The sequence below is a fragment of the Sulfurifustis variabilis genome (assembly GCF_002355415.1).
GTDB classification, from domain to species: domain Bacteria; phylum Pseudomonadota; class Gammaproteobacteria; order Acidiferrobacterales; family Sulfurifustaceae; genus Sulfurifustis; species Sulfurifustis variabilis.
Window position 1 is genome coordinate 979,393 of sequence record NZ_AP014936.1, and the last position, 18,469, is coordinate 997,861.

The 18,469-nt window shown below is 66.1% G+C and carries 21 protein-coding genes; 15 read left to right on the forward strand and 6 right to left on the reverse strand.

Going from position 1 to position 18,469, the window contains the following annotated elements; genetic code table 11:
- Positions 1-880: 880 nt before the first annotated feature.
- Together SVA_RS04750 and SVA_RS04755 are read right to left on the reverse strand one after the other, a co-directional pair.
- Positions 881-1,309, reverse strand: a complete 429-nt coding sequence (locus SVA_RS04750; RefSeq protein WP_096459554.1) for a hypothetical protein — start codon at positions 1,307-1,309, stop codon at positions 881-883.
- 204 nt (positions 1,310-1,513) lie between these two features.
- Positions 1,514-2,161 (reverse strand): adenylate kinase, encoded by a 648-nt coding sequence (locus tag SVA_RS04755; RefSeq protein ID WP_096459557.1) that lies wholly within the window; start codon positions 2,159-2,161, stop codon positions 1,514-1,516.
- Positions 2,162-2,428: 267 nt separating this feature from the next.
- On the opposite strand from SVA_RS04755, the gene SVA_RS04760 reads away from it, so the two are divergent.
- The 14 genes from SVA_RS04760 to SVA_RS04800 all read left to right on the forward strand — a co-directional run bounded on the left by SVA_RS04760 (position 2,429) and on the right by SVA_RS04800 (position 12,776).
- Positions 2,429-4,408, forward strand: a complete 1,980-nt coding sequence (locus tag SVA_RS04760; RefSeq protein WP_096459561.1) for a diguanylate cyclase domain-containing protein — start codon at positions 2,429-2,431, stop codon at positions 4,406-4,408.
- 8 nt (positions 4,409-4,416) lie between these two features.
- Positions 4,417-5,421 carry a ParB/RepB/Spo0J family partition protein gene (locus SVA_RS04765; protein WP_096459564.1) on the forward strand — a complete coding sequence of 335 codons (1,005 nt, stop codon included), beginning with the start codon at positions 4,417-4,419 and terminating at the stop codon, positions 5,419-5,421.
- Positions 5,422-5,437: 16 nt separating this feature from the next.
- Entirely contained in the window at positions 5,438-5,797 is a 360-nt protein-coding gene (locus tag SVA_RS04770; RefSeq protein WP_096459567.1) for a hypothetical protein, read from the forward strand.
- A 175-nt stretch (positions 5,798-5,972) separates the two neighbouring features.
- Positions 5,973-6,353, forward strand: a complete 381-nt coding sequence (locus SVA_RS04775) for a hypothetical protein (RefSeq protein ID WP_096459570.1) — start codon at positions 5,973-5,975, stop codon at positions 6,351-6,353.
- 249 nt (positions 6,354-6,602) lie between these two features.
- Positions 6,603-7,142 carry a hypothetical protein gene (locus SVA_RS19340; RefSeq protein ID WP_148665382.1) on the forward strand — a complete coding sequence of 180 codons (540 nt, stop codon included), beginning with the start codon at positions 6,603-6,605 and terminating at the stop codon, positions 7,140-7,142.
- A gap of 96 nt (positions 7,143-7,238) precedes the next feature.
- On the forward strand, positions 7,239-7,781 hold the full coding sequence (locus tag SVA_RS04780; protein WP_096459573.1) for a hypothetical protein: 543 nt from the start codon (positions 7,239-7,241) through the stop codon (positions 7,779-7,781).
- Between the two features lie 19 nt (positions 7,782-7,800).
- Complete coding sequence (locus SVA_RS19345; RefSeq protein WP_148665383.1) at positions 7,801-8,307, forward strand: hypothetical protein; 507 nt, start codon at positions 7,801-7,803, stop codon at positions 8,305-8,307.
- Positions 8,308-8,394: 87 nt separating this feature from the next.
- On the forward strand, positions 8,395-8,781 hold the full coding sequence (locus tag SVA_RS19350) for a hypothetical protein (protein WP_148665384.1): 387 nt from the start codon (positions 8,395-8,397) through the stop codon (positions 8,779-8,781).
- A 652-nt stretch (positions 8,782-9,433) separates the two neighbouring features.
- Positions 9,434-9,760: a hypothetical protein gene (locus tag SVA_RS19355; RefSeq protein ID WP_148665385.1), complete on the forward strand. Its 327-nt coding sequence runs from the start codon at positions 9,434-9,436 to the stop codon at positions 9,758-9,760.
- 322 nt (positions 9,761-10,082) lie between these two features.
- Positions 10,083-10,439, forward strand: coding sequence for a hypothetical protein (locus SVA_RS19360; protein WP_148665386.1), 357 nt, complete (start codon positions 10,083-10,085; stop codon positions 10,437-10,439).
- 92 nt (positions 10,440-10,531) lie between these two features.
- A complete protein-coding gene (locus tag SVA_RS04785; RefSeq protein WP_096459576.1) occupies positions 10,532-10,906 on the forward strand; it encodes an NfeD family protein in 375 nt (124 codons plus the stop codon).
- Between the two features lie 165 nt (positions 10,907-11,071).
- The gene (locus tag SVA_RS04790) at positions 11,072-11,512 is read left to right on the forward strand and encodes a hypothetical protein (protein WP_148665387.1); all 441 of its coding nucleotides are present in this window, start codon (positions 11,072-11,074) and stop codon (positions 11,510-11,512) included.
- A gap of 20 nt (positions 11,513-11,532) precedes the next feature.
- Entirely contained in the window at positions 11,533-12,363 is an 831-nt protein-coding gene (locus SVA_RS04795) for a cytochrome c oxidase assembly protein (RefSeq protein WP_096459582.1), read from the forward strand.
- Positions 12,363-12,776 carry a CopD family protein gene (locus SVA_RS04800; protein WP_096459586.1) on the forward strand — a complete coding sequence of 138 codons (414 nt, stop codon included), beginning with the start codon at positions 12,363-12,365 and terminating at the stop codon, positions 12,774-12,776. The genes SVA_RS04795 and SVA_RS04800 overlap by 1 nt, the downstream gene beginning before the upstream one ends.
- Here SVA_RS04800 and SVA_RS04805 read toward each other — a convergent pair.
- The 3 genes from SVA_RS04805 to coxB are packed head-to-tail and all read right to left on the reverse strand — an operon-like array spanning position 12,742 to position 16,809.
- The gene (locus SVA_RS04805) at positions 12,742-13,299 is read right to left on the reverse strand and encodes a DUF2231 domain-containing protein (protein ID WP_096459590.1); all 558 of its coding nucleotides are present in this window, start codon (positions 13,297-13,299) and stop codon (positions 12,742-12,744) included. The genes SVA_RS04800 and SVA_RS04805 overlap by 35 nt on opposite strands.
- Positions 13,300-13,306: 7 nt before the next feature.
- A complete protein-coding gene (gene ctaD / locus SVA_RS04810; protein WP_096459593.1) occupies positions 13,307-15,793 on the reverse strand; it encodes a cytochrome c oxidase subunit I in 2,487 nt (828 codons plus the stop codon).
- Complete coding sequence (coxB, locus tag SVA_RS04815; RefSeq protein ID WP_148665388.1) at positions 15,790-16,809, reverse strand: cytochrome c oxidase subunit II; 1,020 nt, start codon at positions 16,807-16,809, stop codon at positions 15,790-15,792. Before coxB ends, ctaD begins: the two co-directional genes overlap by 4 nt.
- 185 nt (positions 16,810-16,994) lie before the next feature.
- On the opposite strand from coxB, the gene SVA_RS04820 reads away from it, so the two are divergent.
- Complete coding sequence (locus SVA_RS04820; RefSeq protein WP_096459599.1) at positions 16,995-17,261, forward strand: YkgJ family cysteine cluster protein; 267 nt, start codon at positions 16,995-16,997, stop codon at positions 17,259-17,261.
- Here the strand turns inward: SVA_RS04820 and SVA_RS04825 are convergent.
- A complete protein-coding gene (locus SVA_RS04825; RefSeq protein ID WP_096459602.1) occupies positions 17,258-18,346 on the reverse strand; it encodes a phosphotransferase enzyme family protein in 1,089 nt (362 codons plus the stop codon). The genes SVA_RS04820 and SVA_RS04825 overlap by 4 nt on opposite strands.
- Positions 18,347-18,469 lie beyond the last annotated feature (123 nt).

Here is an 18,469-nt window from a genome sequence, read left to right on the forward strand (position 1 = left end):
TCGCCTCTCTCCCTTCCTTAAGGTTCGGGTGTGCGAGGTTCGCAGACGGAGGTCACCATGAGGTGGGGCAGGGCAGCACTACTGGCGGTCGCGCTCTCGGGTTTGCCCGGTCTGGCGCTGGCGCAAGCCGCGGGAGGCGCAGCGGGCGGGGGCGGGACCTCCGGAGGCAGCGGGACGGGCGCACCGGGCGGCGCGGCCGCCGGCGGTTCGACGGGAACCGTACCCGGTGTGATCAGCGTCCCGGGCGGCACCGGGCCGCTTCCCGATGGCGACGCGGCCACGGGAGCCACCGCTCCGGCACCGACCACTCCGGCGGCCGCGCCTCCCGGCGTGACCGCCGTTCCCCCACCCGCAAGCGCTGTGCCTCAACCCCCGGCCGCCGGCACCGTCGGCGGCGCCCCGGCCGGAACCGCGGCCGGTGCGGCCTCCGGCAGCACTCCCACCGCACCGGCGGCCGGCCCGGCTGTACCGGGTACGGTTCCCGGTGCTCCTGCTGCCGGCACGCCCGGAACCGCGACGGGCACCGGTGCCGGTGCCGTTCCCGGGACGCCGCCGACCGGAGCCGCCGGCGGCGCTCCAGCCGGCCCGATGGGGACGACCGGGGTTCCCGGCACGGCTCCCGGCGTGCCCGGCACGACGCCGGGGGTATCGGGTACGACCCCGGGCGGGGTCACGGGAACCGCGCCCGGCGGGATCTCGGGTGGACTGACCGGCGGAACGGGTGGGACGTTATCGGGAGGCGCGGAAAGCGTGCTGCCCGGCGGGGTGGTGCCCGGCGGTCCGGTCCCGGGCGGGACGGTGCCCGGCGGGACGGTCGGCGGGCCGCGCGACCCTTCTCGCTAACGGCGATAAGCGTGCGTTGAAACGGCCGGCACGCGACTCAGGGTAGTTTGATCTTCCCGCCGCCCGGGAGGCCGCCCCCCGGTAGGCCGCCGCCCGGCATGCCGCCCAGGCCACCTGCCCCGGGCTCGGGGATCAGGATTGAAGAGCTGGCCTGGCGCCGCAGCTCCTGCAGCTCCTGCACCGCGCGTTCGACGGCACGCTTTGCGGCGTCGCCGTACCTGGCGATCGCCTCTTCGAGCGACTGCGCGGGGATCTCGAAGCTCAGCGGCATCGACCCTACCGTCGTCAGGATCTGCGCCTCCCCGATGTACGAGGGCTTGCGCGCGTCGTCGGGCGAGCCGTCCGCCTTCACCGGAACGAGCCGGCGGATGGTTCCGACCTTGCGGTCCGTGTAGACGTCCTCGCGATAGAGCGCGGCTGCGTCCATCTTCGGCTCGGGCATCTTTTCCTCGGGCTTCGTGACCATGACTGCGACTCCATGCCTTGTCCGCTGAGGGAACAGCCTATCAAAACGGCAGTGAAAAGTGATGAGTGGTAAGTGTGTTGAAGCGCGCCCCGGAGGCGCAGCAGAACTCCGAGCCTGCAACTCGACCGGGCACCGGTGTCGCGAGGCGAGGGACGAAAACGGCCGGCATCGCGCAATGGCGATGCCGGCCGCTACCGCGACTGACTAGGCGGCGAGCTTGCGCTTGATCGCGTCGATCACGGCCTCGCTCGAGGTCGCGCGCACCGTCAGCAGCATGCCTTCCTTTTCGTAGAAGCCGACGAGGGGCGCGGTCTTCTCATTATAGGTATCGAGCCGGTGGCTGATCGCGGCCTCGGTTTCGTCCTCGCGCTGCACGACGGGGCTGCCGCACTTGTCGCACACGCCGGCCTGCTTCGGCGGGTTGCTCTTCACGTTGTAGATCGCCTGGCACTTGGCGTTCGAGCAGGTCCGCCGCGTCGTCAGGCGGTCGAGGATCACCTCGCGCGGCACGTCGATGTTCACCGCCATGTCGAGCTTGATGCCGAGCTTCGCGAGCATCTGCTTCAATGCCTCGGCCTGCGGGATGGTGCGCGGGAAGCCGTCGAGCAGGAAGCCTTTCCGGCAGTCCGGCTCCTGCAGGCGCTTCTCCATGATCCCGAGGATGAGCGCGTCCGGCACGAGGTCGCCGCGCTTCATGTAGTCCTGGGCCTGCTTGCCGAGATCGGTCCCGGCCGCGACCGCGCCGCGCAGAATGTCGCCGGTGGAGATCTGCACCGAGCCGTCCATCGCCGTCAGCATCTTCGCGACGGTGCCTTTACCCGCGCCCGGAGCGCCCAACAGAATCAACCGCATCGTCTTTTCCTCTCTCTGGTTTGGCTGCAAAGGGGCGCATTCTGCCTGCAGGCCGGCCCGGCGGGCAAATCCACCGACCGACCCGTGCCCGCGAGGAGCCGCCGGCGGGCAGGCCGTACCCGCGGCTTTTGAACCGCGCGTTTTGCGGGCAGAATGGCTCCGGAGGCGACGGGCGCGGGCGGGGTCGCTTCGGCACCGGAATAAACAAGCCCTTCCGCCGGTCTGTAAGAGGCACGGCAACGGGAGGGGTGGGAGAATGCTGGCCCCATGCAAAACGACGTGACCGCAGTTCCCCGCCGGGGCCGGCTCTGGCTCGCGGTCGTCGGGCTCCTGCTGGTCGCGGGTCGTGCGGACGCTCAGACCGGGCCGCCCCTGCGCATCGCCGTGGCCCAGACCGCGCTCGATACGGGGCTCTTCGGCGCGCTGGCGGCCGATTACCGCGAGATGTCGCCGCAGGCGCACGTGATCCTGCTGCCCTTCGGCTCCCTCGCCACGCTCGATGCGGCGCGCAGCGGCAATGCCGATCTGGTCATCACCCACCACGCGCCGAGCGAAGAGCAGTTCGTGCGCGAAGGCTACGGCGTGCTGCGCACGCTCGTCATGTACAACGAGTTCGCCGTCTTCGGTCCCTCCGACGATCCCCTGCGGCTGCGCGGCGAACGCGATCCGGTCGCGGCCCTCCGGCGTCTCGCGCGCGCCGGCGCGCCCTTTTTCGCGCCGGACAACCGTTCCGGCACGCAACGCAAGCTCGAGGAGCTCTGGGAGCTTGCGGGCGTGCGGCCGGACTGGATCGGTTACGAGCGAACGTTCGCCAGTCCGCAGGCGGCCCTGCGCTACGCGGACCTGTTCGGCGGCTACACCTTCGCCGATCTCGCGACCTACCTCGTGCTGCGCGAAGAGCTGGGAGGCGGCGTGATCCCGCTGGTCCGCGATCACGTGCTGCTGCGCAACTACTATTCCGCGATCGTCGTGAACCGCGAGCGCGTGCCGGGAGCGCATCAGGAGGCGGCCCAGGCGTTTCTGGATTACCTCGTCTCGGACCGGGCGCAGGAGCTCATCCGGCGGTACGGTCAGGACCGCTACCAGGCGCAGATCTTCAATCCGGCGGCGTCGACCGATGCCGGGCTCGTCGCCCGGCGCCGGGCCGAGCGCGAAAGCGAATCGCGCACCTTCGCCGGCATGGCGGCCCTCTCCGCGGCGCTCGTGTTGCTCGCCGGAATCGCGGTGCTCCTGTTCCTGCGCGCCCATCGTCTCGAGCGCACGCGGCGCGCGAGCGAGGAGCGGTTCCGCCGCGCGGTCGAGGGCACGGAGGACGGGGTGTGGGACTGGGACCTCGCCGCCGATCGCGCGTTCCTTTCGCCCCGGCTGCGCCAGATGCTGGGACGGGGCGGCGAGGACGACTTCGTCCGCGGGCCCAGGCAGGTCTTCGGCGAGGCGATGCATCCGGACGACCGGTTCCGGGTCGAGGAGCAGCTCGACAGATACCTGGCGGGCGCGGGGGAGGGCGAGCTCTTTCTCGCGGAGTTCCGGACGCTGCCGGGTCCGGACGCGCCCCGCTGGATGCTCATGCGCGGCAAGGCGACGCGCGACGAGGCCGGTCGCGCGGTTCGGGTGTCGGGATCGGTGACCGACATCACGGAGCGCAAGCGCCAGGAAGCGGTCATCGCGCACCTCGCCACGCACGACACGCTGACCGGGCTGCCGAACCGCGCGCTCCTGCACGAACGCCTGGCGGCGCTCCAGACGCCGGCCGGACGCTTCGCGCTGCTCATCCTCGATCTCGACGGCTTCAAGGAAATCAACGACGGTCTCGGGCACCACGTCGGGGACCTGCTGCTGCAGCAGGTGGGGCAGCGCCTGCGGGAGCGGATCCTGCCTCCCCACACGGTCGCCCGGCTCGGCGGCGACGAGTTCGCGGTGCTCGTTCCCCTCGCCGACACCGCGTCCGCCGAGCGCGTGGCGCGCGAAGTGCTTCTCACGCTCGAGGACGACTTCCTCATCCATCCGCACAAGCTGCGCGTGGGGGGCAGCCTGGGGATCGCCATGTATCCCGAGCACGGCACGACCACGGAGACGATCGTCCGCCACGCCGACGTCGCGATGTACAACGCGAAGCGTTCGGGCAGGGGCGTCGCGTTCTACGATCCGGACGGCGAGCGGGCGTGCAACGCCGCGTGCGTGCGCCGCCGCCGCGGGTACCTCGGTGCCGCGCCCGCCGTGCCGGGCGGGTGGGCCCCGGTCGCCTGACGCTTCTTATGGCCGGAAAGGCAGCTGTCCGGAAGAAGGCGCCGGCCACGAAGAAGCGCGGACGGCTCTCGCCGCGACGCGAGAAGCGCGGGCTCGACGCCGCCGACATCGCGCTCGGGCTGGACGGGGCCGACGTCGCGCCCCTGGTGGCGGAGGTCCGGGCCGCGGGCGGTGCGGCGCTCGGCGCCTACCGCGAGCCGTTGTCCGGGAGGGCGCTCCTGCTCGCCGCCCTCCCGGTCGACGCCGTCGAACCGACGCCGTTCCAGCGCGACCTCTCGCCGACGCACACCAAACGCCTCGCCGCGAAGATCGAGGAGGCCGGCTCGTTTCTCGATCCCCTGATCGTCGTGCGCGGCGAGGACGGAAAACTGTGGACCCCGAACGGCCGCCATCGGCTCGCGGCGGCCAAGGTGCTCGGCCTCAAGCAGGTCACCGCGCTCGTCTCGCCGGACGAGGACCTCGCGTTCCGCATCCTCGCGCTCAACACGGAAAAGGCGCACAACCTCAAGGATCGCAGCCTCGAGGTGATCCGCATGGCGCGCAGCCTTGCGAAGCGCCGGCCGGGATCGAAAGAGGCCGAGTTCACCGCCGAGTTCGAGGCGCCGGAGCTGCTGACGCTCGGGATCGTCTATGAGCGCAACGGCCGCTTCGCGGGCGGCGCGTACAGCCCGTTCCTGAAGAAGGTCGACCGCTTCAGCGACCGCACGCTCGCCGTGAGCCTGCGGAGCCGAGAGGCGTATGCCGCGCGCCTCGAAGGCATCGACGCGCAGGTGAAGCGCATCATCGAGGGTCTCCAGAGCCGCGGTTTCAAGTCGCCGTATCTGCGGGCGTACGTGGTCGCGCGGATCAATCCCGTGCGGTTTCACAAGCTGAAGAAGGGCGAGACGAAACCGCCGATGCCGATCGGCGAGGCGCTCACGCGCATGGCCGCGGGTGCGAAGAAGTTCAACCTCGATTCGGTCCGGACCGCGGACCTCGCGCTGGTCGCCGCGGTCGCGGGCGGCGAAGAGTAAAGCCGGAAGTGACGCGATGAAGTTCGCGCAAGTCCCCGTCGGCCAGCGCTTCGAGCTCCAGGGCGGCCGCTACCTCAAGACCTCGCCGGTCGTCGCCGTCGAGGAGGCGAGCGGTCGGTCGCGGTTCATCGGGAAATACGTCGAGGTCACGCTGCCGGAGAACCCGGATCAGGCGAAGCCGGCACCCGCTTCAACCGCGCCGGTCGACCCGCAGGCCGTGCTCGCCGAGTTCGAGGCGTTCCATGCCCGGTGCCTCGCCATCCTCGACGGATTGCAGGAGAGCCTCGACGTCGAGACCCTCGATCGCGCCCGTACCGAGCTCGAAGAAGCGCGCCGGCGTTTCGTGAAGCGCATCGAAGACGGCGCGGCCGAATAGCTCGCGGCTTCTCTCCTTATATATGGTGTGATGGAGATCGCCGGTGTGCGCGGCCTGGGAGCGCTAGGCGCGCCGTCGCGAGGCTCCAGAGATTGATGCCGATCAACGGCCCCGCGCTTGCGCGCGTTTGCACCCGGGCCTAACCTGCCCGACAAAGCCGCGGGAGTCGATTCGCATGGCCGACGAGCTGGTCTGCTGGAAGTGCGGGGCATCGCTCAAGAGCCTGCCCCTGCCGCTCTCGCGCACGGCCGAGTGCCCGGCCTGCAAGGCCGAGCTGCACGCCTGCAAGCTTTGCCGGTTCTACGACGCGCGCACCCAGCGCCAGTGCACCGAGATCCGCGCCGAAGAGATCATCAACAAGGAGCACGCCAACTTCTGCGACTGGTTCAAAGCCCGCCCCAGCGCCTTCGACGCCCGCGCCCAAGCGAAGGCCCAGGCGGGCAAGGCGAAGCTCGACGCGTTGTTCGGGAGAGGAGAGGCGCCGGCCGAGGAGACCGACCCGGCCCGCGCGAACCTCGAGGATCTGTTCGGCGGCACCGCCAAGAAGAAGGAGTGAAACGCCTCGCGCCCCGCCAGGCGCAACCGGGACTCGTGCGGCACCTATACTGAGGGAAGATCGCCCGGACCGATTCGACCACGCGACTCCGAAACAGAAAAATGATGGAGGCGGCAACCTATCCTGCTCGGACAATGCTCAAGGAAGCGGATTCAAGCCGTTGAATGAATGAAGGAGCCACTCCGAATGCTACCCGCCTGTACACAATGTTTTGCCGCACTTAGGCGGCCTATATCTAGTTAGGACAAGATGGCCAATCCATTACGAGTAGGCGAGTCGGTATCACATGGACCGCGCACACTGCTTAAGCGACCAGAGCTAGCAGCGCTCATCGGCTGCGCATGTGCTGATTGGGCGTACATCGAAAGCTCTTTAACCATGTTTTACGGGCATCTGATGGGCGTCTATCTCCCAAAACATCCAGAATTTGAACCCCCATTACATCCTGTCGCCCTCCAAGTCCTAGATGAGCTCCAAAGCATTCACGCCAAAGTAAATCTGGTCAAGAAGTTGGCTGATTGGGTTATCAAGGATGAGGTACAGAGAAAGGATGTGTTATCTGTATTGGATAAATTAAGAAAAGCAGGCGAAGGCAGGAATTTGGTAGCCCATGGAGTTTGGGGCATCTGCGAATCCGAACCTGAAGCTCTAATACTTCTCCCCACATTCGGGCATCAAATGATTTACAGAAAGCAAGATTTCGAATTAGTTCTTGAAAAAATTCAGAGAGCCAAGGTTGAGCTTGGCCGCATACACCATGAGTTCTATCAGCGGCGCCGTAACAAGTAGTCCTAAGATGGCGCTCAACCTCGCTCCCTTCGGTCGCTGGGCGCTGCGCCAAAAAGCGGCGCAGCGCAGGTTAGCTCTGCGTTGGGCGTATCAATCATGAAAGAACTGATCTTGTTGATACTCGGAGGGGTCGGTGGATTTCTCCTCCATACAATCACAATGAAGGTTAGTTTCAAGCAGCGCGCAATTGAGAACAAGATCAAGGTCTTTGACTCGCTTATTGGCACGTGGGTGCAGATGCGGAATTTCATATACGCACACCACACTGGGCAACCGATGCAAGCGGTACCGCGTGATGTCGCGCAGCAGTTCGATCAGATGTACGGGCAGTCACAGCAACTGATTGGGGAAGCGATCCTAGTCTGTGAAGACGATGTGTTAACCGGTGACATCAATGCACTAAATGAACGTATGTACCGAACGGAGTGGTATAGCTTGGAACATATTCAAGCAAACGAAGCAATAGAGCAGATAAAACGAGAAGCCGTGGCGCTGATTGCGCGCATGAGAGAGGACATCAAAGGCAGCACGCGCTTAGAGTGGCGGGACTTTGCCCATATCGCCTCTGGTCTCTCGCCATTGCGACGCAAGGCCCAACAAGGTGCTCAACCAAACGCGCAAGATCGGCGCGCCGGTTAGCTAGTTCGTTATGGCACAAATGAATAAGCCCACAAAATTGATCCTTCTGCTCCTCAGCCACGTGCTGTTTGCTGTCGGCGGCGGAGTGCTCGGCTATCTGGCCCATGAGAAGCTCGTCTCAAGCATCGCGTTTGTGGATGAGGTGGCGTTGGTCTCTCGTGCCGCAACCTACGTCGACATACAGCGCGCGCAGGGAAGCACAAAAGACTATAAAGCGGCGCTTCTTGCATACCTCGAGGTGCTTGAGAAATACAGGCACGAACCAAGCGTGCTGTTTACGGAAAGAGTGCACTCCGTAGATAAGACGCTTGCCTATGTCCGCCTTGCCAGAGTGGCAGAGGCAGAAGGAAATCGCACCGAAGTCGCTTCTTACTCAAAGAATGCCGTCGCCTCATGTGCTGGTACTGGTTGGAAGGACTGCTCCAAGGAGAAACTCTGGGCCATTACGGCACGGCTGGATAAAGCAAGTTTTATGGGTGCCGGTACCAATAACGAGCGTCGGGGCGGAAGTAATGTTGCGCCATAACACGTCGCTCGTGCCGACACCGCAAACAGCGTGGTACGTTTCCTGGTGTTTTCGTGGCCGGTGCGGCACACCTCTGCGTTAGATTGCATGAACAAAAAGAGAAGCCAGTTTCATATCACGGAAGTTCCGAGCCTGGACGCGTCGGCAGGCTCGGTTGGCGTGGATATTGGCTACCTCGGCTACGATGACCACATGAAAGCATTCGTCGATATCTTTGAGAAATTCGTTCATGACAACAAAGGCATTCTCAGCGCCTTCGAAAGCATTTCTGTTGAGGCTAAGAAACCAACTGGCCGTCTGGTTGTGGGCTTGGGTGCAGCTGGTGGCGTTAGCAGCCTTTTCTCAAATGCGAGGGAAGTCGGTAAAGAGCTATATTGCTCAAACAACGACAAGGTCAAGTTGGTGCTATCCGGTAAGGGTGGTCAAAGGTCCCTCTTTGTCACTTTCGACAACCCACATTTTTCGTTCGGGTGAGAAAATGCAATCTAACTTTTGCTCGTGCCGACGCCCGGGACAGCGCGCCATGTTTCCTGGCGTATCGGTGGCGGACGCGGCCCAGCAAAGCGTTATGGGGCAACAGCCCTCCACTAAATGACAAGCGGCAGGTATGGTAAGCGAAGGCGTTAAGATCCGGGCTCAGATCGATACCGAGAGCGTTCGCAACGTAATGCTGGTTAACGGCGGCGGCTCCGTCGCGTTGCTAGCGCTGTTGCCTGCAGTTCTCGGTACGCCGCTCGTTTTCGGAGTGCTTCTCACACTCGCGATTTGGCTTCTTGGTCTGACCCTAGCGGTAAGTCATAGCGTGCTGCGTCGTAAATGCTCGCTTGTTTACGAGCAACACGGCATGAGGCCTCATCTTGGGAAACCTAGGTTGTGGATCAAACCGAACCAACCGTGGGTTTGTTGGTGGGGGTGGTGGTGTCTATACACGTCGATCTTCGCGTTCCTGATTGGAGGGGCCGTGATGGTATCCGTAGGTTTCGCAAACATCGACGTCTTGAGCACTTCATTGAAGCCGTAAAGTAAAGTGTGGCGGCCCGAAATGCCTCATAACAATCGCTTCGAGACGTTCGCGCGCCGCCTCCGCTCGCCGCTCGAGCGAATCGTTATGTTGCGAGAGAACTGAATGACTAAACGTGGCTTTCTAGGTTTTTTGTCTGCTGCCGGCTTCTTACCTGTCCTCTGTTTCAAGGCCGCTCATGGGGGAGAAAAAGTGAGTGAGAAATTTAAAGGTCCGTTTGGTTCCTGCTGCAAAGATCTCTCGGACGCCATGAAGCAACCACCCAGCTCGTTTTTCTTTGTCGAGAAAAACCAAGTTCTATATCTAACCGTTGGCTATGTCCAAACAGAAAAGGGCCCGGGCTGGTTCGACCAAGCCGTAATCTTTTGCCCGTTCTGCGGTAAGCAACTTCAGTCCCGAGAGGAAATAGCAAAGAAAGCAGCGCGTGGCTAAACAACGCAACACAACATTCAGGTCGAGCATGAGACGACGGCGCATTCCCTGATGTCTCGTGCCCCGTGCCGCTCACCAACACGTTAGGTATCTTGAGTGCAAATACGAAGCCGAAACGTGACTTTTTCCCTGCTTATCGTGCTTGAGCGTTGGCTGCTAGGCCAAGTTTGGCACCGGGCTACATGGCCATGCAATTCAGTGAAGGCGAGCCGAAGTGACAAAACAACCATCTAACCACTGGCTCGTGCTGACGCTGGGACAAGGCGCTATGTTTCCTGATATTTCGGCGACCGGCGCCGCACAGCCAGACCGTTAGAAATCCATGAAGCATCACAACAAGGCATTGACGTCGGTCCTGTGCCTGTCCCTGTCGCCAGCGCTCTCGCAGGTTGGCGCCACGCCGCCATTCGATTGGGTGAAGGTTATATCCGAAAAGACGAACTCCTTACGCGCGTGTGCGCGCCCATCGTCGCTCGAAAGCCGCCGGCTGACGGAGCTGCCGAGCGAAAAGTTGGTTTTGCTGGCGAGTCTCGACCCCGGCGCTATCTCCGATGGTTGCCACATTTCCATTTACAGCAGTGAAGATAAACAAAAGGTGTATTTGAGTGTTACCGGTGGACTGTCAAACCACATACGAATGTACTTCGGTCCCTTTCGTGCAACTGGCGAGGATTTCTAACATCATTCATAACGAGGCGGGCGGTGAAACGACGACGGCCTTCGTAAACCGCAGCGCCGATGCCGCTTAGAGAACGTTAGACTACAGCCGAAATGACGGAGTTTCTGGTAGTTCTGGTTGTTATTCTCGTCGCCGGCGCGACGCTTTACTCGTTTTTAGAGGACATCCTGCTTTTCTTCGAATTACGAAACGGGCCGAAAGAAATCAAGCATCATTCAGGAACGGAAGCGCTGGTGGGGCAGAGATGCCAAGTTACCGAAAGCGGCGGCGGGACGTCTTTGCGCGTCTTACTGAATGGCGAGAACTGGCAAGCTTCGCTCTCGAAGTCCGTTAGTGGCGTTCCTGCGGTTGGCTCTTTACTCAGGGTCGTTGGCGTATCGGGACTAATTCTGCATGTCGAACCATTGAGCGAATCGAATTCGCTCGACCCGCCGCCCCTTAAGGCAACGTCAGAGCGCTCGAGATGACCCGATACCTGATCATCTTCGTGGAAAAGGAGAGCTGTTCCCGCGCCGGTCGGGACGGCGCTGTCAAGCCGTAGCGCCGGTTTCCGGCGGCCGCGTAGGTAACGTATATCCCGACTCCTGTCGCGGTCGCTGGCTTGCCGGGCGACCGGGCGCCGACGACAATTCTTGCTGACTGATCATCGGGGTCTCGGCATGGAAGCCGGCAGCGAGACGCGCGCATCGGGCAGCGGCGGCCCGTCCTTCCTCCAGGACAGCCTGGTCGGCACGGTGAGCAGCCTCATCGTCTGGGCCGCCTACTTCGTCGCCGCGTACGTTTTCCTCTCCATCAGCTGTGCATCCGGTCTGAACCGCGTGCGCGTGCTCGGCGTCGACGCGGTTCAGCTCGTATTGGTGCTCATGACCGTGGTCGCGCTCGCGCTGATCGCGTGGATCGCGGTGGCGAGCGTGCGGGCGGGCAGGCGGACTCGGCCGCGTGTGAGCGCGGAGCCGTGGGTCGCCGAGCGCCGGCGGTTTATGAGCCGGACGGCCGTGCTGCTTGCCGGGCTAGCGTTCGTCGCGACGTGCTGGATGGGCGTGTCCATCCTGGCTCTTGCGCCGTGCGTGTAGTGCGAGCCGCGGCGGTCGCGATGCTTCTGGTCCCGATGGTCGCGCGGGCGCACGGCGACTCGCCCGATGCGGCCGTCTGGGGTTCGGCGGCATTGATTCTCGGTCTGGCGGCGGCTTACGCGCTCGGCGTCATCCGGCTATGGCGGTCGGGGCGCGGTCGCGGTGTGCGCGCTTGGCAGATCGTCTGCTTCGGGCTCGGCATCGCGGCGCTTGCCGTTGCCGTGTTTGGTCCGATCGAGAGCCTGGCCGAGCGGAGCTTCGCGGCCCACATGGGCCAGCACATGCTCCTTATCGCCGCAGCCGCGCCGCTCCTCGTCGTCGGAGCGCCGATCGCGGTGTTCGGCGCGTTGCTTTCGTCGACGTCGCGCAAGGCGATCGCCCGCGGTTCGGCGCCCGCGTTCGTCGGGCGGCCGCTCCTCGCCTTCGCGCTGCACGCGGCATTCGTCTGGGCATGGCACGCCCCGGTGCTCTTCGAGGCGGCGCTGCGCTCGGAAGCGCTGCATTTTCTCGAGCACGTTACGCTCCTCGGGAGCGCGCTCTACTTCTGGTGGTCGCTGCTCCACGCGGGGCGCGCCCGGGCCGGCGGGTACGGGACTAGCGCGCTTCTTGCGCTCGCGACGATGATGCACACGGGGCTGCTGGGCGCACTCATTACCATGGCGCGGCGCCCGCTGTACGCTGTTTACGTTCAGCCGGGTATCGATGCACTCGCCGATCAGCAGCTTGCGGGCCTCCTCATGTGGATCCCGGGCGCGCTCGTTTATCTCGTCGCGGGGCTGGTCTTGATCGGGACCTGGCTCGGCCGCGCGCGACGCTCCACCAGGGCCGCTCCGATGTCAGTCGCACGCTGATGTACCTGACGCTCAAGCTGCTGCACCTCGGGTTCATGGCGATCTGGTTCGCCGGGCTGCTGGGACTCCCGTGGGTCTTCGGGGAGCACGTGCGCCAGCAGGAGCGCGCCGAGCAGTCGCGCCTGCGCGCCATCGAGCGGACGGTCTACTTCGGGATCATGACGCCGAGCGCGGTGCTCGCCGTGATCTTCGGCTCGCTGCTCATGCTCTACGGCTTCGAGGGAGCGTGGCTGCCGGCGAAGCTGACGCTCATCGTCGTCGCAGTGGCGTTTCACCTCTATTGCGGCACGGTGCTCATCACCTTCATGCAGCGCCGCAACCGCCGCGGCCGCGTCTACTACCGCGCGCTGAGCCAGGTGCCGCTCGTGCTCCTCGCGGTCATCGTGTTTCTGGCGGCGGCGAAGCCGATTTGACGGCCTCCTCGGCGAGGCGCTGCTTCTCCTCTTCCTCGATGTAGCTCCCGATAAGGTGACGGAACGTGAGCTTGCCGCCGAGCCAGCCGGTGAAGGCGAGCAGCGCCGCGGTGTCGAACGAGAGGACGAGTCCCCACGGCAGCACGGGTGCCGCCGTGTCCTCCCAGCGCCAGAGGAGGTTGGCGGTGGCGAGCGAGATCACGGCGATCGCGGCGAGAAAATGGCTCCAGGCACCGACCTGCTGGCGCGCGTAGCGGATGGTCAGAAAATCCGTGAACCCCGAGAGCGCGGCGAGCAGCCCGCCCGCGAGCCCTCCGGCGATCAGCCAGAAGGCGCCGCGCGCCCAGAACGGATCGCCGGTCCACCAGAAGGCGAGGTCGGCACCGAGCGCGCCGTAGAGCAGCCCTATCGGAAAATTCACGAAGATCGGGTGGATCGGGTGGTTGGCGATTGCGGCCGTGCTCGGCACGCGTTTCTGCTCGATCGCCTTTTCCACCCGCCGTTGGCTGACTTTCTCCGCCATGGTGTCCTCAGAGCAGGCGCGGCCCGAGGTGGATCACCGCGACGCCGACGGCGCCCACCGCCACCGTGTAATGCCAGTAGAGGGCGAGGAGGTGCGCGCCGAGTGGCCGCTCGGCCGACGCGAGGCCGCGGCGCGCCCGCAGCCAGACGAAACCGGCCATCAGCACGGCGGCGGCGACGTGCAGCCCGACGAATACGGCGTGCGCATGGACCAGCGCGGGATACACGTGCTCGGTCACGGCCGCCGGCCAGGCGCGCAGCGCGGCGAACTCGAGGACGGCGAAGCCGAGCGCGAGCAGCATCGCCGCAGGCAGCCCGATGGCGAGGCGCGCCGGCCGCGGGTCGTGCCCGCTCCAGGCGATGACGCCGCTGCTCGCAAGGAGCAGGACGACGGCGAGCGCGGGCAGCGCCAGCGGGAGCGGCGGGTAGTTCCGGGGAGGCCACTCGGGCGAAACCGTCCAGAGGAAGAGGTACGCAAAGACGAGCGAGACCAGGAGCGTCGCGTCGGCGAGTAGCCCGATGGTGAGGGCCCACCATCCCGGCGACTTGCGCGTCGGGCCGTGCGTCGGCACACGCAGGTTGTGGCCCACGTCCATCGTGCCGATCGGCGTCCGGTCGGTATCCCAGAGCCAGTACACGAACACCCCGACGGTCATGGCGGCGCCGACGAGCGCGAGTCCGTACAGCTTCGCCAGCGCACCGATGAAGAAGACGGCGAGCGCGAGCGCGGCGTAAAGCGGGACCCAGCTCGAGCTCGGCAGATGCAGGACGCGCTCCGGCTCGGCGTTCAGCACGCCGGTCGCGAGCGTATGGCGGTCGCCGGCGCTCGTCTCCGCGAGCAGACCTTCGCCGCGCTCGAGCTGCCCGGGAAGGTCGAGCTGCTCCCAGAGCGGGTCGCGGCCCTCGATGCGGGGGAGGCTCGCGAAGGTGTACGTCGGGGCGGGCGTGCGCAGGCTCCATTCGAGCGAGCCGGCGTTCCAGGGGTTCGTGCCCGTGCGCTCGCCGTGGCGCAGGTGCAGGATCACGTCGATGAGAAACACGGCGAAACCTGCGGTCAGAATGAAGCCGCCCACCGTCGAAAGCGCATTGAGGTACTCCCACCCGAGACCTTCGGGATACGTGTAGACCCGGCGCGGCATGCCGATCAGGCCCGTGAGGTGCATCGGCAGGAACGTGACGTTGAAGCCGATGAAGAGCAGCCAGAACGCCCAGCGCCCGAGCACCGGGAGCATCTTCCTCCCGGAATGGAGCGGCAGCCAGTAATAGATCCCCGCAAGCAGCGGGAACACCATGCCGCCGATGAGCACGTAGTGGAAGTGCGCGACCACGAAGTGCGTGTCGTGCACCTGCCAGTCGAACGGCACGAGCGCGACCATCACGCCCGTGAGCCCGCCGAGCACGAAGATGAAGAGGAAGCCGAGGATGTAGAGCAGCGGCACCGAGAGCACCGGCCGGCCGCGCCACAAGGTCGCGATCCACGCGAACACCTGGATCCCGCTCGGGATCGCGACCGCCATGCTCGCGGCGGAGAAGAAGCTGAGCGCGAGCAGCGGGATGCCGGTCGCGAACATGTGGTGCACCCAGAGCCCGAAGCTGATGAAGCCGGTGCCGATGACGGCGAGCACGATCCAGGTGTAACCCGCGATCGGCGTGCGCGCGAAGGTCGGCAGGACCATGCTCACGATGCCGGTCGCCGGCAGGAAGATGATGTAGACCTCGGGGTGGCCGAAGATCCAGAAGAAGTGCTGCCACAGAAGCGGATCGCCGCCGCGGGCCGTGTCGTAGAACGGGATGCCGAACGCGCGCTCGATCTCGAGCAGAAGCCCGCCGAGGATCAACGGCGGGAAGCCGAACACGATCATGAACGCGGTGACGAGCATGACCCAGGCGAAGATCGGCATGCGGTCGATCGACATCCCCGGTGCGCGCGTCTTGAGGATGGCGACGATCAGCTCGATCGCCGCGAGCACGGCGGAGACCTCGACGAAGGTGATGCCGAGCAGCCAGAAGTCGGCGTTGATGCCCGCCGAGTACGGCTTGCTGTTGAGCGGGACGTACATGAACCAGCCGCCGTCCGGTACCGCGTCGAACACGAAGCTCGAGTAGAGCAGCAGTCCGCCGAAGGCGTAGCACCAGTAGGTGAAGGCGCCGAGCCGCGGGAACGGCAGGTCGCGCGCGCCGATCATCTTCGGAAGGAGATACACCGCGAGGCCTTCGACCATCGGCACGGCGAACAGGAACATCATCGTCGTGCCGTGCATGGTGAAGAGCTCGTTGTAGGTCGCGTAGTCGACCGACGCGCGCTCGGCCCAGGCGAGCTGCGCGCGCATCACCATCGCGAGCAGCCCGCCGACGGCGAAGAACACGAAGCCCGTGGCGATGTAGCGCGTGCCCACCGCCGTGTGGTTCACGGCGCTGAGCTGGCCGAACCCGGGCGGCGCCCGCCAGATGTCGTGCAGGCGATCGTGCAGCTGGTCGGCCGCCGTGGCGCTCATTCGAGGCCCTCGAGGAAGGCGACGAGGCTCGCGCGCGTCTTGGCATCGACGTGCCTGAACGAAGGCATCCGCGTGCCGGGCTTGAATGCCGGGGCATCCGCGACCCAGGCGGCCAGGGTCGGTCGGTTGTTCCCGAGCGTCGCGCCCGCGAGGGTATAGCGCCGAGCGACGTGGGTGAGATCCGGCCCGACACGCCCGCCCGGCGCGAGACCGCGGACCGTGTGGCATTCGGGGCAGCCGAGCTTGGCGAAGGCGGCGAAGCCCTGCGTTCGCTCGGCGGTGGCCGGAGCGACCGCGTCGCGGCGCTGATGCGCGCGCCAGCGCTCGAAATCGGCTTCGGGCTCCGCAATCACGAGCAAGGCCATGCGGGCGTGCTGCGCACCGCAGAATTCCGCGCATTGACCGCGGAACACGCCGGGGCGGTCGGCCCGCAGCCATTGGACGTTCGTGCTGCCCGGCATCATGTCGATCTTGCCGGCCAGGCTCGGCACCCAGAAGCTGTGAATCACGTCCGCGCTCGTGACCCGCATTTCGACGGTGCGTCCGACCGGGATGTGGATCTCGTTGGCCGTCACCGCGCCCTCCCCCTCGTAGCGGATCTCCCACCACCACTGGTGCCCGACGACCTCGACGCGGAGCGCGGCCTCCGCGCCCGGCGGCCGCGTCGTGCCGCTCACGTGAAAGCCGTAGAGCAGGAGCGCCGAGAGCACCACCACCGGGAAGACGACGCCCCCGCCGACGATCAACGTCCCCGGCCGGACGTGCCCGCGTCGATCGGGCGCGCGGAAGACGGCATAAAGCGCGAGCGCCACGACGAGTGACAGGATGACCGCGCTCCCGGCGAAGAGGATCCACCATGTCTGCGCGAGGCTCGCCGCCACCGGCCCCTGCGGATTCAGCGCGGACTGCGCCCCGCCGCAGCCGGCGAGCAGCGCCGTGGCGAGCGCGAGCGGGCCCGGCGCCGGCGCGCCGCGCCGCGGCAGGAGAGTGACTTGGTCGTTGGCGCCGTGCGGCACGGATCCTTGTGCGACGGATGGTGTTGCGAAGACGCGCGTCCCCGTCGACGCACTATAACGCGCGAGGCCCGGGCGGCAATCCGGGGCCGGCCGCAATAGCAGCGAGGCGTGCAGGGAGAAGGCCCGGGGTTGTGTCCGTCGTTGACCGGGGCGACACTCCGGTTTCCTTCCGGTGGTGCCCCGAGATGAAGTGTCGACCGGGATGCGGCGCCTGCTGCATCGCGCCCTCGATTTCCTCCCCGATACCGGGCATGCCGCACGGCAAGCCCGCCGGCGTGCGATGCGTGCAGCTCACGGACGACAACCGCTGCCGCCTCTACGGACGTCCCGAGCGCCCGCGCGTGTGCGCCCGGTTCGCGCCGGCCATCGATTCCTGCGGGGATTCGGCCGCCGAGGCGCTCGCCCTCCTCGCGCGGTGGGAGCGCGCGACCGCGCGCCGATCCGGCCGCTAGGCCCTGGCGAGCCCGGCGACGAGCGCGCGAAGCGGCTTCCCGTTGCGCTCGATGTCCTCGAGCAGGCGGAACTGCGCGAGCGCGCGGTGCAGGTTCTGGCCGCGCCAGGCGGTGCGGAAGTACACGTCGCCCTGGAGGTGATCGGTGAGGAAGCGCAGCCCGAGCTCGAACGGGAGCAGGCGGATGGCGTCGTAGAGCAGGGCGGTTTCCTCCCGCGCGAGAAACCCGCGCGCCTCCGTCAGGTAGCCTTCGAGCAGCGCGCGCGCGATGTCGAGATCGAAGCGCACGGCGTCGAGCGCCTCGGGCGACTCGCCGGCGGGATTGGCGCACGAGCGCAGGCAGTCGCCGATGTCGTGGTGCACCAGCCCCGGCTGGACGGTGTCGAGGTCGATCAGGCTCACGACGCGGCGGCCGCTCGCGTCGAACAGAAAGTTGTTGAGCTTGGGGTCGCCGTGGACGGCGCGCACGGCGAGAAGCCCCGCGCGGCGCGCCCGTTCGAGCACGCCGGCCAGCTCGCGCCGTTCCGCGACGAAGGCGAAGCCGCGGCGCAGCTCCGCGCTGTCGACCGGGTGGCCGGCCGCGGCCTGCTCGAACCGGGCGAGGCAGGCGGGCGTGTCGTGGAAGCCGGGCAGCGTCACGTGCAGCCGCTCGGGCGGGAGATCGTGCAGCAACGCGTGGAAGAGGCCGAGCGCGGCGCCGACCTGCCCGGCCTGCGAGTCGTTTTCGATCGTGTCGTAGCTGCGTGTCCGGTCGAGATATTCGAGCGCGCGCCAGAAGCCGCCGTCGGCGTCGGTGACGAAGTCGCGCCCGTCGGCGGCGGGAACGAGCGCCGGCAGGCGCAGGCGATCCGCGCTTCCCGTCCGCGCGCGACGGGCCGCGAGATGATCGGAAAGCGTGCGCGCGTTCGCGACGATGTGCTCCGGGTGGGGGAAGACCCGGCCGTTGATGCGCTGCAGGAGCAGGCGCCGGCCGCTCGCCAGGCGCACCACGTAGGTGTCGTTGATCAGGCCGTGCCCGTGGCGGTCGACGCCGAGGATCGCCTCGCCGCCCGCGAACGCGGTCGACGCGAAGGCCTCAGGCGACATCGGGCGTGCCGCGTCCGGCGGGGGCGACGAGCGGAGGGCGCCGCGCGCGCAAAGACAGGTCGCCGTCCTTTTGCCCCTGCCGTGAATTCCGTATAGTTGCCGCGGACATAAATCGCATTCTAC

What these genes read in the sequence shown, in the direction of transcription:
- SVA_RS04825 (WP_096459602.1), bottom strand. Translation starts at nt 18,346, where the DNA reads ATGTCGCCTGAGGCCTTCGCGTCGACCGCGTTCGCGGGCGGCGAGGCG.
- SVA_RS04750 (WP_096459554.1), bottom strand. Translation starts at nt 1,309, where the DNA reads ATGGTCACGAAGCCCGAGGAAAAGATGCCCGAGCCGAAGATGGACGCA.
- SVA_RS19345 (WP_148665383.1), top strand. Translation starts at nt 7,801, where the DNA reads ATGAATAAGCCCACAAAATTGATCCTTCTGCTCCTCAGCCACGTGCTG.
- SVA_RS04795 (WP_096459582.1), top strand. Translation starts at nt 11,533, where the DNA reads ATGCTTCTGGTCCCGATGGTCGCGCGGGCGCACGGCGACTCGCCCGAT.
- SVA_RS04755 (WP_096459557.1), bottom strand. Translation starts at nt 2,161, where the DNA reads ATGCGGTTGATTCTGTTGGGCGCTCCGGGCGCGGGTAAAGGCACCGTC.
- SVA_RS04785 (WP_096459576.1), top strand. Translation starts at nt 10,532, where the DNA reads ATGACGGAGTTTCTGGTAGTTCTGGTTGTTATTCTCGTCGCCGGCGCG.
- SVA_RS04780 (WP_096459573.1), top strand. Translation starts at nt 7,239, where the DNA reads ATGAAAGAACTGATCTTGTTGATACTCGGAGGGGTCGGTGGATTTCTC.
- SVA_RS19350 (WP_148665384.1), top strand. Translation starts at nt 8,395, where the DNA reads ATGAACAAAAAGAGAAGCCAGTTTCATATCACGGAAGTTCCGAGCCTG.
- SVA_RS04775 (WP_096459570.1), top strand. Translation starts at nt 5,973, where the DNA reads ATGGCCGACGAGCTGGTCTGCTGGAAGTGCGGGGCATCGCTCAAGAGC.
- SVA_RS19360 (WP_148665386.1), top strand. Translation starts at nt 10,083, where the DNA reads ATGAAGCATCACAACAAGGCATTGACGTCGGTCCTGTGCCTGTCCCTG.
- SVA_RS04770 (WP_096459567.1), top strand. Translation starts at nt 5,438, where the DNA reads ATGAAGTTCGCGCAAGTCCCCGTCGGCCAGCGCTTCGAGCTCCAGGGC.
- SVA_RS19355 (WP_148665385.1), top strand. Translation starts at nt 9,434, where the DNA reads ATGACTAAACGTGGCTTTCTAGGTTTTTTGTCTGCTGCCGGCTTCTTA.
- SVA_RS04805 (WP_096459590.1), bottom strand. Translation starts at nt 13,299, where the DNA reads ATGGCGGAGAAAGTCAGCCAACGGCGGGTGGAAAAGGCGATCGAGCAG.
- SVA_RS04765 (WP_096459564.1), top strand. Translation starts at nt 4,417, where the DNA reads ATGGCCGGAAAGGCAGCTGTCCGGAAGAAGGCGCCGGCCACGAAGAAG.
- ctaD (WP_096459593.1), bottom strand. Translation starts at nt 15,793, where the DNA reads ATGAGCGCCACGGCGGCCGACCAGCTGCACGATCGCCTGCACGACATC.
- SVA_RS04820 (WP_096459599.1), top strand. Translation starts at nt 16,995, where the DNA reads ATGAAGTGTCGACCGGGATGCGGCGCCTGCTGCATCGCGCCCTCGATT.
- SVA_RS19340 (WP_148665382.1), top strand. Translation starts at nt 6,603, where the DNA reads ATGGCCAATCCATTACGAGTAGGCGAGTCGGTATCACATGGACCGCGC.
- SVA_RS04760 (WP_096459561.1), top strand. Translation starts at nt 2,429, where the DNA reads ATGCAAAACGACGTGACCGCAGTTCCCCGCCGGGGCCGGCTCTGGCTC.
- SVA_RS04800 (WP_096459586.1), top strand. Translation starts at nt 12,363, where the DNA reads ATGTACCTGACGCTCAAGCTGCTGCACCTCGGGTTCATGGCGATCTGG.